The sequence below is a fragment of the Streptomyces sp. NBC_00078 genome (assembly GCF_026343335.1).
Taxonomy (GTDB): domain Bacteria; phylum Actinomycetota; class Actinomycetes; order Streptomycetales; family Streptomycetaceae; genus Streptomyces.
Window position 1 is genome coordinate 2,728,499 of sequence record NZ_JAPELX010000001.1, and the last position, 12,946, is coordinate 2,741,444.

Consider the following 12,946-nt stretch of genomic DNA (forward strand, 5'->3'; position numbering starts at 1 on the left):
GGCCGGAGACCGGCCGCCCCGCACAGAGCGTTCCCTCACCCGCAGGTGCGTCACACCCCGGACGAGATCTCAGTCTTCTCGTCCGAGGCCGCCGCTTTTCCCTCGGCTTCCGCGAGGGCCTTGTTGCGGCGCACGGAGGACCAGAAGGACCAGCCGATCAGGACGACGCCGACGAGGCCGGTGATGACCTCGTTGATCTGGTACTGGATGGTGACCATGAGGAGCACGGCCAGCGCGCCGATCGCGTAGTGCGCGCCGTGCTCCAGGTAGACGTAGTCATCGAGGGTGCCCTGACGGACCAGGTAGACGGTGAGCGACCGGACGTACATCGCGCCGATACCGAGACCCAGCGCCATCAGCACGATGTCGTTGGTGATGGCGAACGCGCCGATCACGCCGTCGAAGGAGAAGGACGCGTCCAGGACCTCCAGGTAGAGGAACATGAAGAACGCGGCCTGGCCGGCCAGCACGACGGGCTGCTTCTTCTTGCCGGTCCGCTCGGCCTCTTCCTCCTCCTCGTGCTCCCGCTCCTCCTCTTCCTCGAGTTTGTCCTCGAAGTAGCCGGAGAGTCCGCCGACGACCATGTACGTGATCAGGCCCGCGATGCCGGAGATCAGCACCGTCTGCGCCTTGTCGACGTGCGCGCCGCCGTGCTGGTGGGCGTGGGTGGCGAAGGTGAAGGAGGTGACCAGCAGGACGACCAGTGCGATGCAGACCGACAGCATGTCGACCTTGCCGAGCTTGGCCAGGGGGCGCTCGATCCAGCGCAGCCACTGGATGTCCCGGTCCTCGAAGATGAAGTCGAGGAAGATCATCAGCAGGAACATGCCACCGAAGGCGGCGATCGCCGGGTGGGCGTCCGTGACCAGCTGCTGGTAGTGGTCCTTGTTGTTCAGGGCGAGGTCGACCGCGTCAATCGGGCCGATCTTGGCGGTGACGGCGACGATGACGACGGGGAAGACGAGCCGCATGCCGAAGACCGCGATGAGAACACCGACCGTGAGGAAGATCTTCTGCCAGAAGGCATTCATCTTCTTCAGGATTCCGGCGTTGACCACCGCGTTGTCGAACGACAGCGAGATCTCGAGGATGGTGAGGATCGCCACGATGCCGAGGGCCTCCCACCCCCCGTAGAAGACCGCAGCGACCAGGCCGAGCGCGGTGACCGCGAACGACCAGCCGAAGGTTTTCAGAAGCACTGGCTACCCAATCCGTAGGTACGGGTCTCCCCCGCGCCGTACTCGGCTTTACTCAATGTTGACGTTGCGGCCGCAAGTCTAGAGGGAGGATCCGCCGGCCGGGACACGCGGACCCCGACCGACCGGAGAGCCGCAGGTCCGGGGCGGTTTCGGTCCTGCAAAGGAGCGGGCCTGTGCCGTGCTCGGTCCCTACGAGACGTTGACCCCGAAGTCCAGCGCGATGCCCCTCAGCCCCGACGCGTACCCCTGCCCCACCGCCCGGAACTTCCATTCGCCCTGGTAGCGGTAGAGCTCGCCGAAGATCATGGCGGTCTCCGTCGAGGCGTCCTCGGAGAGGTCGTAACGGGCCAGCTCCTGTCCGTCGGCCTGGTTGACGACGCGGATGAAGGCGTTGCTCACCTGTCCGAAGGTCTGGCCGCGCTCGTCGGCCATGTGGATCGAGACCGGGAAGACGATCTTGTCGCACTGGGCGGGCACCTGGCCGAGCTCGACCAGGATCGACTCGTCGTCGCCCTCGCCCTCACCGGTGAGGTTGTCGCCCGTGTGCTCGACCGAGCCCTCCGGGCTCTTGAGCTGGTTGTAGAAGACGAAGTACTCGTCACCCAGCACCCGCCCGCTGTTGCACAACAGGGCACTGGCGTCGAGGTCGAACGGGGCTCCGGTGGTGGAGCGCGCGTCCCAGCCGAGTCCGACCATGACCTGAGTGAGGTTGGGTGCGGCCTTGGACAGGGAGACGTTGCCCCCCTTGGCGAGCGTGACGCCCATGATGCTGGTCCTCCCCGAGATGGTGCTTGTTTGGTTGTCCTGCGCGGCCGGCGCCGCACGCAAACGGTGCGGCGCCGGCCGATGAGGCCCTGTGGCGTGTGCCCTGGGACGCGTCTCAGACGTTCACGCCGAAGTCCTGCGCGATGCCGCGCAGGCCCGAGGCGTAGCCCTGGCCGATAGCGCGGAACTTCCACTCCGCACCGTGCCGGTACAGCTCGCCGAAGACCATGGCGGTCTCCGTCGAGGCGTCCTCGGAGAGGTCGTAACGCGCGATCTCCGCCTCGCCCGCCTGGTTCACCACGCGGATGAACGCGTTGCGTACCTGGCCGAAGGACTGCTGGCGGTTCTCGGCGTCGTAGATCGAGACCGGGAAGACGATCTTGTCGACCTCGGCCGGGACGCCGACGAGGTTGATCTTGATCTGCTCGTCGTCGCCCTCGCCCTCACCGGTGATGTTGTCACCGGTGTGCTCGACTGAGCCGTCCGGGCTCTTGAGGTTGTTGAAGAAGACGAAGTTCGCGTCGCTGGCGACCTTGCCGGACGAGTCCACCAGCAGCGCGCTGGCGTCCAGGTCGAAGTCGGTGCCGGTCGTGGTGCGGACGTCCCACCCCAGACCGACGATGACCGCGGTCAGGCCCGGGGCCTCCTTGGTCAGCGATACGTTGCCGCCCTTGCTGAGGCTGACTCCCACGAGTCCTCCATTGGGTTCCAGGGGCGGGGAGCCCCGCGTGCGTTCTGACATCGGATCAACGTCTCGATCCTAGTGACGGGTTCCCGCGGCACGCAGGCCTTGGGGGCCAACAATCACAGGGTGTCGAGTGCCTTCACGTACTCGTTCAGGTCGCGGGCGTCCGGGAGCGCGTTGACGACGGTCCAGCGCACGACGCCCTCCTTGTCGATGACGAAGGTGCCGCGCACCGCGCAGCCCTTGTCCTCGGCGAAGACGTCGTAGGCGCGGGAGACCTCGCCGTGCGGCCAGAAGTCGCTCAGCAGCGGGTAGTCGAAGCCCTCCTGCTCGGCGAAGACGCGCAGGGTGTGGATGGAGTCGTTGGAGACGGCCAGCACCTGGGTGTCGCGGTCGGAGAACTGCGGCAGGCTGTCGCGCACCGCGCACAGCTCACCGGTGCACACGCCGGTGAAGGCGAAGGGGTAGAAGAGCAGGACCACGTTCTTCTCGCCACGGAAGTCGGAGAGCCGCACGGTGGCGCCGTGGTTGTCCTTGAGCTCGAAGTCGGGGGCCTTGTCGCCGACCTGGATCGCCATCGCAGTATTTCCCTTTCGGTGGGGCTGTTCGGGTGGTGGAACCACCCTACGCAGCGATCACCGAAAGCCGACGGACGGGCCGAGCACGACGGCTCGGCCCGTCCGGCGATGTCACTTCTTGGACTTGGCCGCCTTCGGCGTCACGAGCCGGCTGCCGCTCCAGTCCTTGCCCACACTGACGCTCTTGGAGGCGGACAGCCCCGCGGTCGTCGAGGCTTCGGAGATGTCGCTCGGCTCCACGTAGCCGTCGCGGCCGGTCTTCGGCGTCAGCAACAGGATCGACCCGCCCTCCTCGATGTACGTGGTGGCGTCCACCAGCACATCGGTCAGGTCGCCGTCGTCGTCGCGGAACCAGAGCACCACGGCATCGGCGACGTCGTCGTAATCCTCGTCCACAAGGTCACTGCCGATGACTTGCTCAATGGCCTCGCGGAGTTCCTGGTCTACGTCGTCGTCGTAGCCGATCTCCTGGACCACCTGCTCGGGCTGGAACCCCAGCCTGACGGCAGGGCTCGTCTCCGCGTGGTCCGCGGTCGCGCTCACGGGTTGCCTCCTGATCATGTCTTGGTGAATATCTCAGCCACGCGCGTGCGCGAAGCATTGGCCGTAGTCCACACGGGCGGGGCGGATCGCGCAAGTACCCGGCCGTTCAGACCGCCGAAACGGTGACGATCCTGGCCGTGTCACCCCAACTTCAGGCACACGATTGCCGCCAAAAGTGACCTACACCACACCTTTCTGCCCCCTTTGTGGCATTGGGAACCCGTGGAAACTGTCGGAGGTCTCGGTTACCTCTCAGTAGAGATGACGTTTGCGTCGGCGAGGTACACGATGGGGAACGGTGCAGGCATACCGAAACGCAGCTCAAAGCAGCCCTCTGACAGGTAAGGAACAGCGTGGCTTCCGGATCCGATCGCAACCCGATCATCATTGGCGGCCTTCCGAGTCAGGTTCCTGACTTCGACCCCGAGGAGACCCAGGAGTGGCTCGACTCGCTCGACGCCGCCGTCGACGAGCGAGGCCGCGAGCGGGCCCGCTACCTGATGCTGCGACTGATCGAGCGAGCCCGCGAGAAGCGCGTGGCCGTGCCCGAGATGCGCAGCACGGACTACGTCAACACCATCCCGACCAAGAGCGAGCCGTTCTTCCCCGGCAACGAGGAGATCGAGCGCAAGATCCTCAACGCGACCCGCTGGAACGCCGCGGTGATGGTCTCGCGCGCCCAGCGCCCGGGCATCGGCGTCGGCGGCCACATCGCCACCTTCGCCTCCTCGGCATCACTGTACGACGTGGGCTTCAACCACTTCTTCCGCGGCAAGGACGAGGGCGACGGCGGTGACCAGGTCTTCTTCCAGGGCCACGCCTCTCCCGGCATCTATGCGCGCGCGTTCCTGCTCGACCGGCTGACCGAGGAGAACCTCGACGGGTTCCGGCAGGAGAAGTCGAAGGCTCCGCACGGCCTGTCCTCGTATCCGCACCCGCGCTCGATGCCGGAATTCTGGGAGTTCCCGACGGTGTCGATGGGCCTCGGCCCGATCGGTGCGATCTACCAGGCGCGGATGAACCGCTACATGCACGCGCGCGGGATCGCCGACACCTCGAAGTCGCAGGTGTGGGCGTTCCTCGGCGACGGCGAGATGGACGAGCCGGAGTCGCTCGGCCAGCTGACCATCGCCGCCCGTGAGGGCCTGGACAACCTGACCTTCGTCGTCAACTGCAACCTGCAGCGCCTGGACGGCCCGGTCCGCGGCAACGGCAAGGTCATCCAGGAGCTGGAGTCGGTCTTCCGGGGCGCCGGCTGGAACGTCATCAAGCTGATCTGGGACCGCACCTGGGACCCGCTGCTGGCCCAGGACCGCGACGGCCTGCTGGTCAACAAGATGAACACGACGCCGGACGGCCAGTTCCAGACGTATGCGACCGAGTCCGGCGCGTACATCCGTGACCACTTCTTCGGCGACGACCAGCGGCTGCGCGCGATGGTCGAGGGCATGACCGACGACCAGATCCTGCACCTGGGGCGCGGCGGTCACGACCACAAGAAGATCTTCGCGGCCTTCTCGGCGGCCAAGGCGCACAAGGGCCAGCCGACGGTGATCCTCGCCAAGACGGTCAAGGGCTGGACGCTGGGCCCGAACTTCGAGGGCCGCAACGCCACGCACCAGATGAAGAAGCTGACGGTCGACGACCTCAAGCGCTTCCGCGACCGGCTGCACCTGCCGATCTCCGACAAGGAGCTGGAGAGCGGCGTACCGCCGTACTACCACCCGGGGCGGAACTCCGAGGAGATCCAGTACATGCACGACCGCCGCAAGGGCTGCGGCGGGTACGTCCCCACCCGCGTGGTGCGCTCCAAGCCCCTGGCACTGCCCGACGACAAGACGTATGCGAGCGTGAAGAAGGGGTCCGGTCAGCAGTCGATCGCCACAACGATGGCCTTCGTACGCCTGCTAAAGGACCTCATGCGGGACAAGGAGATCGGCAAGCGGTTCGTGCTGATCGCGCCGGACGAGTACCGCACGTTCGGCATGGACTCCTTCTTCCCGAGCGCGAAGATCTACAACCCGCTGGGCCAGCAGTACGAGTCGGTCGACCGCGAACTCCTGCTCGCGTACAAGGAGTCGCCGACCGGGCAGATGCTGCACGACGGCATCTCCGAGGCGGGCTGCACGGCCTCGCTGATCGCGGCCGGCTCGGCCTACGCCACGCACGGCGAGCCGCTGATCCCGGTCTATGTCTTCTACTCGATGTTCGGTTTCCAGCGCACCGGCGACCAGTTCTGGCAGATGGCCGACCAGCTGGCGCGCGGCTTTGTGCTGGGTGCGACCGCGGGACGTACGACGCTGACCGGTGAGGGGCTGCAGCACGCGGACGGCCACTCGCAGCTGCTCGCCTCGACCAACCCGGGCTGTGTCGCCTACGACCCGGCGTACTCGTACGAGATCGCGTACATCGTGCAGGACGGTCTGCGCCGGATGTACGGCTCCTCGCCCGAGCACCCGCACGGCGAGGACGTGTTCTTCTACCTCACCGTCTACAACGAGCCCATCCAGCACCCGGCCGAGCCGGACAACGTGGACGCCGAGGGCATCGTCAAGGGCATCCACCGTCTGAGCGCGGGCACTTCGGGGTCGATTCCGGCGCAGATCATGGCGTCGGGTGTGGCCGTGCCGTGGGCCATCGAGGCGCAGAGGATCCTCGCCGAGGAGTGGAACGTCAAGGCCGACGTCTGGTCGGCGACCTCCTGGAACGAGCTGCGGCGCGAGGCCGTGGACGTCGAGCGGCACAATCTGCTGCACCCTGACGAGGAGCAGCGGGTGCCGTACGTGACGCGCAAGCTGAGCGGGGCCGAGGGTCCGTTCGTGGCCGTCTCCGACTGGATGCGGTCGGTTCCGGACCAGATCGCCCGGTGGGTGCCGGGGACGTACCAGTCGCTGGGCGCCGACGGGTTCGGCTTCGCGGACACGCGTGGTGCGGCGCGGCGCTTCTTCCACATCGACGCGCAGTCGATCGTGGTGGCGGTGCTGACCGAGCTGGCCAAGGAGGGCAAGGTCGACCGGTCTGTGCTGAAGCAGGCGATCGACCGGTACCAGCTCCTCGACGTGTCGGCGGCGCACCCCGGAGCGGCGGGCGGCGACGCGTAGCGCTCCGCGAGCGGGCCGTGTGAACCCGCGGGGCGCCGGTGGCGCCCCGGAGTCGACCGGTTGAAGGTGAGGGGCTCACGAGGCCCCTCCCCTTCACTGTTTCCTTACGATGCGTGCATGCAGGAACAATCGGCGCAAGCACGTTGGGAACACCTCACCCAGCGGCCTCTGCTGGCGCTCGCCGTGGCGTTCGCCCTCGCGTACGCCGTGCCGATCGTGGACAGTTCGGCCGGCCATTCGCTGACCGCGGTGTGCACGGCGGTCGAGTGGGTGGTGTGGGGGGCGTTCGCCGCGGACTACGTGGCGCGGTTCGCGCTCTCCCGCCATCGCAGGGAGTTCGTGCGCGGGCACTGGCTGGACCTGTGCGCGGTGGTCCTGCCAATGGTTCAGCCGCTGCGGCTGCTGCGCATGGTCGCGACGTTGATGCTGGTGGGGCGGCGGGCCCGGATGGCCCACCAGATCAGGCTCACGACGTATGTGGCCGGCGCGGTCGTGGGGCTGCTGATGTTCGGCTCGCTGGCCGTGCTGTCGGTGGAGCGGGAGTCACCGGACGGGAACATCCGGACGCTGGGTGACGCCTTGTGGTGGTCGTTCACGACGATGACGACCGTGGGCTACGGGGATCATGCACCGACCACCGGCCTTGGGCGGATGATCGCCGTCGGCCTGATGCTCGCCGGCATCGCCCTGCTGGGTGTGGTGACCGCGAACATCGCCGCGTGGTTCCTCGCCCGGTTCGAGAAGGACGATGTGGAGGAGCGGCGGCAGACGGAGGCGATCGAGGCGCTGACGGACGAAGTGCGGGCGCTTCGGGCCGAGGTCGCGGCGCTCAGGAAGACATCCGTGGAGAGTTGAGTTGAGGGAAGGGCCCCCGGTCGTCCCACCGGGACCCTTCCCTCACGCACCCGGGTCAGAACAGTCCGCTGCCCGGGGTTGCCGCCCCCGCGAGCCAGATGATCGCGAGGAGCGTGTCGATGGCGCCCAGCACGAGGGCGACCAGAGCCGGTACGGGACCTGAGCGTGCCCATGTGCGGCCCATCGCGAGCCAGCCGCAGACGATCGCCACGGGGCCGAGGATGATCCCCAGCACGAAGAACCCTGCGACCGCGCAGATGACTCCGATGATTCCGAGCGTTGCGCGATCCGGCCCGGTCCGTGACCAGTTACGGCCATGTGAGCGGGGGTGCCTGCGCGTTCCTTGTCCGAAGCCCGCCATCATCAACTCCTTGAACCCCGGGGTCTGTTCGGGGCTGAAGGAGCGGGTACCCCCGGTGCACTTCCTAATCCTCGGGCTGCCGGCGCGCTGCCCCCCTCCGGCAGCGCGCCGCAGCACCGGTCGCCCTCAACACCGTACGAACTTGCCCGAGGAACATGCCGTACGGAGGGGGCGTGACCACTGTGGCCTGGGGTGCGCACCGGGAGCGAGGAATCTTTAGCGTCTTCACCCTGATGAGCGAAGTCCGTTGAAAACCCGTCAGGTTGGCGCGTCAGATGTGGGCCGCGCCCGCACCCGCCTCCGCGTTCGCCCCGCGCTTGGTGAGCAGGGCGACGAAGACCGCCACCACCGCGACCGCGCAGGCGACCAGGGACGCCAGGCTCATGCCGGAGACGAACGTGTCGTGCGCGACGTCCGCGATCTTCGCGGCGATCGCTTCCGGAGTGCCCTTGGCGACCGGGGGCACGCCGACCTGGACGGCCTCGGAGGCCTGGTCGAGCTGGGCCGGGGTGAGCTTCGGCAGGCCGGCGTCCTTCCAGTTGCCGGCGAGGTCGCCGTCGACCTTGGACGCCATCACGGCACCCAGCACCGCCGTACCGAGGCTGCCGCCGATCTGCATCGCGGCCTGCTGGAGTCCGCCGGCGACACCGGAGAGCTCCATGGGGGCGTTGCCGACGATGACCTCCGTGGCGCCGACCATGACCGGCGCGAGACCGAGGCCGAGCAGGGCGAACCAGAGGGACATCACGGCACTGCCGGTGTCCGTGTCCAGCGTGGACATGCCGTACATGGCGATCGCGGTGGCCGCCATGCCTCCGGCCAGCGGGATGCGCGGGCCCAGCTTGGTGATCATCACGCCCGCGAGCGGGGAGCCGACGATCATCATGCCGGTGAGCGGGAGGAGATGGAGGCCCGCGTCGATGGGCTTCATCCCGTGCACGTTCTGCAGGTAGAACGTCACGAAGAACAGGCCGCCCATGAACGCGATGGCCATCAGGACCATCAGCACGACGCCCGCCGACAGCGGCACCGAGCGGAACAGGCCCAGCGGGATCAGCGGCTCCTTGACCTTCGTCTCCCAGAACGAGAACAGGGCGAAGCCGATGACCGAGGCGGCGATGAACGCCCAGGTCTTGCCGTCGCCCCAGCCCCAGGTCGGCGCCTTGATCAGGGCCCAGACCAGGCAGAACATCGCGCCCGACAGCAGGGCGATGCCCAGGATGTCGAACGATCGCGGCGCGTTCTCCGCCCGGTGGTCGAGCAGGATCAGCGAGCCCAGGACGAGGGCGAGGACGCCCACCGGGACGTTGATGAAGAACACCGACTGCCAGTTGACGTGCTCGACCAGGACACCGCCGAGGATCGGGCCGCCCGCGGTGGAGGCGCCGATGACCATGCCCCAGATACCGATGGCCATGTTGAGCTTCTCGGCCGGGAAGGTCGCGCGCAGCAGGCCCAGCGCGGCCGGCATCAGCAGGGCGCCGAACAGGCCCTGGAAGACGCGGAAGGTGACGACGGCGGCGATGCTGCTGGACAGGCCGATGGCGCCGGAGGCGGCCGCGAAGCCGGTCACACCGACCAGGAAGGTCTGCCGGTGTCCGAAGCGGTCGCCGAGCTTGCCGGCGGTGATCAGCGACACCGCGAGGGCGAGGAAGTACCCGTTGGTGATCCACTGGACGTCGGCGAAGCTCGCCTTCAGGTCCTTCTGGATGGCCGGGTTGGCGATGGCCACGATGGTGCCGTCGAGGGCCACCATCATGACCCCGACGGCGACGGTTATGAGGGTGAACCAGGGGTGGCCGCGCAGCCCGGAGGCCGGCGGCGCGTCCGACGGGGCTGTCGGCGCCTTGTCCCCCGACCCCGTCGTGTCGATGGTGGTCTGACTAGTCATGTGTTCGAGGCTAGTGACAGCCGCTGACAATTGACAAACCAATTCACAAGTCAGTAACTGACGCATATGGAAACGCTCCGCGAACGCAAGAAGCAGCGCACCCGGGACGCGCTGCTGCGGGCCGCCGTCGAACTGTTCACCTCGCGCGGCTACGAGGGGACGACCGTCGACGACATCGCCGAGGCCGTCGACGTCTCGCAGCGCACCTTCTTCCGCTACTTCGCCGGCAAGGAGGAGGCCGCCCTCGCCCTGCAGGAGCTGGTGGCCGCGCGGTTCGTCGAGGCCGTGCGCGCGCGGCCGGCCCACGAGGCGCCGCTGGAAGCGCTGCGCCGGGCCGTCCTGGAGGGCTGGGACACGCTCAACGACGTCATCGAAACCGTCGTACCCGTCGAGCTGTATCTGCGGATGCAGCAGGTGATCGAGTCGACGCCGGTCCTGGTCGCCGCCCATCTGCGGCGCAACGAGGGGATCGAGGACGCCCTCGCGCGGGTGCTCGCCGGGCGCGAGGGCGTCGACGTGGACGCCGACCCCCGGCCGCGGCTGACCGTGGCGGTGTTCGGCGGAGTGATGCGGGTGACGGAGCGGCGGTGGAGCACGGGCGAGGACTTCAGTATCGACGCCATGCGCGCGCTGACCCTCTCGTACCTCGAACAAGTGGGGCCCGCACTCACCGGGAACTGGCGATCACGCTGAGACACACCGGGAGACAGTGAGGTCATCGCCACGTTTATCGAAACGTGATCCCTGTCACTCGGTTCACGCGAGACCCTCTCGTTCTCCTAGTGTGTCCTCCCAGTGACTTCCTTCGACACCTCCCCGCAACTGAACGTCGGGCGGGCGCTGCTCGCCCTCGCCGTCGTCTTCGTCATGCTGGCGACCACCGGCTGGACGGCCCTGCGCAGCCACCGTGAGGCGACTCCGCTGCAGGCTTCGCTCTCCTCCTGGGAGCACGGCCGCATCCACGGACACCACCTCCCGGACCCCGACGCGGCCCCCGTTCGCGTCGCCCGCTTCTTCACCTCGCTCACCGCTCAGGAGCGCGCCCGTCTCGCCCGCCGCTATCCGCTCGCGGTGGGCAACATGAACGGCGCACCCGTCGAGCTGCGCTACCGCGCCAACAAGTTGGCGCTCGTCCAGCAGCGCAAGGTCGAGCTCAAGCGCATGCACGACCTCCGCCTTTCGGCCCTCGGGCAGCGGGAAGCGGGCCGCCGTATGCACCGCTACGAGTCGCTGACGCACAAGGGCCGGCACATCCTCGCCTTCGACCCGGACGGCTCGGGACGGATCGCCGAGGTGATCGGGAACCTGCAGAAGGCCGAGCGTGTGTCGGTCGTCGTCCCCGGGGTCGACACCGACCTGCTCACCTTCCAGAAGACGAACCGCCGGTACACGGCACCGGTGGGCATGGCCACGTCGCTGTACGCGGCCGAGCGGGCGGCGAGCCCGACGACGCGTACGGCCGTGATCGCCTGGGCCGACTACACGGCACCCGCCGGACTGGGCATCGACTCGGCCACGGCGATGCGCGCGGAGGACGGCGCGGTGCGGCTGAACGCGATGCTGCGCGGGCTGCCCGGCGACGCGCCGGTGTCGCTGTTCTGCCACAGCTACGGCTCCGTGGTCTGCGGAGTGGCCGCGCACACGCTGCCGCGCCGGGTGACCGACATAGCGGTGGCCGCCAGTCCCGGGATGCGCGTGGCGAAGGCCTCCCACCTGCACACCTCCGCCCAGGTGTGGGCGATGCGCAACGCCACGGACTGGATCCAGGACGTGCCGTACCTGGAGGTCGGCGGGCTGGGTCACGGGGCCGACCCGGTGTCGGCCGCGTTCGGGTCGCGGGTGCTGTCGGCGCGGGGTGCGAAGGGGCATGCCGGTTATTTCGAGCCGGGAACGGAGAGCCTGCTGAACTTCGCGGAGATCGGTGTTGGCGCGTACCGGTCGGTGCAGTGTGCGCGTGATGGCGACGCGTGCCGGGCGGGTTTGTCCCGCGCGGCTGCGGCCGGACGCGCGTAGAGACGGAGAAACTGCGGTCTGCGCAGGGTGGCGACGAAGGAGCGGGTCCCGAATACGATGAGCCGCATGGGTGACGTACTGGCCGGATTGCATGCCGCCTGGGAGTTCGAGTCCGACTCCGTGCTCATCCGTTACGAACGGGGCATTCGAACACCCAAGCTCTTCCAGGCGCTCGGTGAGCGTCGTGTTCCGATCGAGGCGATCGCCGGCGTGACGCTGGCCCCCGGCAGGCGCGGCACGGTCGTCCTGCGCATCGAGCCGCGCGCCGGCGCCGACCCGCTGATGGAGGCGGCCGCCGGGCAACTGAAGGAGGGGTGCGATCCGTACCGGCTGGTGCTGCCCGCCGAGCGCGAGACGCTCGCCGAGTACTACGCCGACGAGCTGCGGACGCAGCTGAAGGACGACGGCGAGGCGGCCGAGCGGTATCTGGTGAGCGCCCCCGAGGCGCCCCGGCAGTTCAAGGCGTACGACGCGAAGGCGTCCTTCGACGGGAGGACCGTGCGCTTCCGGTGGTTCTGGACGGGGGCGTCGTCGGCGAAGTGGAAGGCCGGCGACCAGAGCTTTCCGGTCAGCGAGCTGAGCGGGGTGCAGTGGCGCTCCCCCGAGGTCTTCGAAGGGCACCTCCAGCTGATACGACGGGACGGGACGCCGGCGCCCGCGCAGGCGGACCAGGATCCGGCGGCCGTGGTGTTCGGGCTCGGGTACGGGCCGGTGCACGAGTCACTGCCGTTCGCGGCGGCCGTGCTGGCCGCTGTGCGGGACTGTCGGCCGGTCGCAGCGGTGTCGGCCGGCGCGCCGCGGCGTGACCCCGCCGACATCGCCGAGAGGATCCGGCACCTGGGGGAACTGCATCAGGCGGGCCTGGTGACGGATGAGGAGTACTCGCTGAAGAAGGCCGAGTTGCTGGCGGAGCTCTAGCGTTTGCCGGGTCGCCGTTTGTTGGCCGCCGCGGGTT

Annotated in this window: 12 protein-coding genes; 5 read left to right on the top strand and 7 right to left on the bottom strand. The window is 68.2% G+C overall.

What is annotated here, in order from left to right; genetic code table 11:
* Window positions 1–50: 50 nt before the first annotated feature.
* From OOK07_RS12720 to OOK07_RS12740, 5 genes are all read right to left on the bottom strand, one after another.
* Window positions 51–1,199, bottom strand: coding sequence for a DUF475 domain-containing protein (locus OOK07_RS12720; protein ID WP_266679872.1), 1,149 nt, complete (start codon window positions 1,197–1,199; stop codon window positions 51–53).
* A gap of 189 nt (window positions 1,200–1,388) precedes the next feature.
* A complete protein-coding gene (locus tag OOK07_RS12725) occupies window positions 1,389–1,964 on the bottom strand; it encodes a TerD family protein (protein ID WP_266679874.1) in 576 nt (191 codons plus the stop codon).
* Window positions 1,965–2,079: 115 nt separating this feature from the next.
* Complete coding sequence (locus tag OOK07_RS12730) at window positions 2,080–2,655, bottom strand: calcium homeostasis/redox stress adaptation protein (RefSeq protein WP_266679876.1); 576 nt, start codon at window positions 2,653–2,655, stop codon at window positions 2,080–2,082.
* A gap of 113 nt (window positions 2,656–2,768) precedes the next feature.
* The gene (locus tag OOK07_RS12735; protein ID WP_266679878.1) at window positions 2,769–3,227 is read right to left on the bottom strand and encodes a peroxiredoxin; all 459 of its coding nucleotides are present in this window, start codon (window positions 3,225–3,227) and stop codon (window positions 2,769–2,771) included.
* Window positions 3,228–3,338: 111 nt separating this feature from the next.
* Window positions 3,339–3,770, bottom strand: coding sequence for a DUF3052 domain-containing protein (locus OOK07_RS12740; protein ID WP_266513594.1), 432 nt, complete (start codon window positions 3,768–3,770; stop codon window positions 3,339–3,341).
* A 353-nt stretch (window positions 3,771–4,123) separates the two neighbouring features.
* Between OOK07_RS12740 and aceE the strand changes: the two genes are divergently transcribed.
* Both aceE and OOK07_RS12750 read left to right on the top strand, forming a co-directional pair.
* Window positions 4,124–6,871, top strand: a complete 2,748-nt coding sequence (gene aceE / locus OOK07_RS12745) for a pyruvate dehydrogenase (acetyl-transferring), homodimeric type (protein ID WP_266679880.1) — start codon at window positions 4,124–4,126, stop codon at window positions 6,869–6,871.
* Between the two features lie 117 nt (window positions 6,872–6,988).
* On the top strand, window positions 6,989–7,726 hold the full coding sequence (locus OOK07_RS12750; protein WP_266796473.1) for a potassium channel family protein: 738 nt from the start codon (window positions 6,989–6,991) through the stop codon (window positions 7,724–7,726).
* 55 nt (window positions 7,727–7,781) lie between these two features.
* Here the strand turns inward: OOK07_RS12750 and OOK07_RS12755 are convergent, their stop codons facing one another.
* Together OOK07_RS12755 and OOK07_RS12760 are read right to left on the bottom strand one after the other, a co-directional pair.
* Window positions 7,782–8,090 (bottom strand): small hydrophobic protein, encoded by a 309-nt coding sequence (locus OOK07_RS12755; protein WP_266679885.1) that lies wholly within the window; start codon window positions 8,088–8,090, stop codon window positions 7,782–7,784.
* Between the two features lie 268 nt (window positions 8,091–8,358).
* Window positions 8,359–9,978 (bottom strand): MFS transporter, encoded by a 1,620-nt coding sequence (locus OOK07_RS12760; RefSeq protein ID WP_266796475.1) that lies wholly within the window; start codon window positions 9,976–9,978, stop codon window positions 8,359–8,361.
* Window positions 9,979–10,044: 66 nt separating this feature from the next.
* Between OOK07_RS12760 and OOK07_RS12765 the strand changes: the two genes are divergently transcribed.
* The 3 genes from OOK07_RS12765 to OOK07_RS12775 all read left to right on the top strand — a co-directional run bounded on the left by OOK07_RS12765 (window position 10,045) and on the right by OOK07_RS12775 (window position 12,909).
* The gene (locus tag OOK07_RS12765; protein ID WP_266679889.1) at window positions 10,045–10,671 is read left to right on the top strand and encodes a TetR family transcriptional regulator; all 627 of its coding nucleotides are present in this window, start codon (window positions 10,045–10,047) and stop codon (window positions 10,669–10,671) included.
* Between the two features lie 102 nt (window positions 10,672–10,773).
* Window positions 10,774–11,991 (top strand): alpha/beta hydrolase, encoded by a 1,218-nt coding sequence (locus tag OOK07_RS12770; protein WP_266796477.1) that lies wholly within the window; start codon window positions 10,774–10,776, stop codon window positions 11,989–11,991.
* A 57-nt stretch (window positions 11,992–12,048) separates the two neighbouring features.
* On the top strand, window positions 12,049–12,909 hold the full coding sequence (locus tag OOK07_RS12775; protein ID WP_266796479.1) for a DUF4429 domain-containing protein: 861 nt from the start codon (window positions 12,049–12,051) through the stop codon (window positions 12,907–12,909).
* Window positions 12,910–12,946 lie beyond the last annotated feature (37 nt).

Coding starts and splice junctions, on each gene's coding strand:
- OOK07_RS12725 (WP_266679874.1), bottom strand. CDS start 1,964: ATGGGCGTCACGCTCGCCAAGGGGGGCAACGTCTCCCTGTCCAAGGCC.
- OOK07_RS12735 (WP_266679878.1), bottom strand. CDS start 3,227: ATGGCGATCCAGGTCGGCGACAAGGCCCCCGACTTCGAGCTCAAGGAC.
- OOK07_RS12750 (WP_266796473.1), top strand. CDS start 6,989: ATGCAGGAACAATCGGCGCAAGCACGTTGGGAACACCTCACCCAGCGG.
- OOK07_RS12755 (WP_266679885.1), bottom strand. CDS start 8,090: ATGATGGCGGGCTTCGGACAAGGAACGCGCAGGCACCCCCGCTCACAT.
- OOK07_RS12760 (WP_266796475.1), bottom strand. CDS start 9,978: ATGACTAGTCAGACCACCATCGACACGACGGGGTCGGGGGACAAGGCG.
- OOK07_RS12765 (WP_266679889.1), top strand. CDS start 10,045: ATGGAAACGCTCCGCGAACGCAAGAAGCAGCGCACCCGGGACGCGCTG.
- OOK07_RS12775 (WP_266796479.1), top strand. CDS start 12,049: ATGAGCCGCATGGGTGACGTACTGGCCGGATTGCATGCCGCCTGGGAG.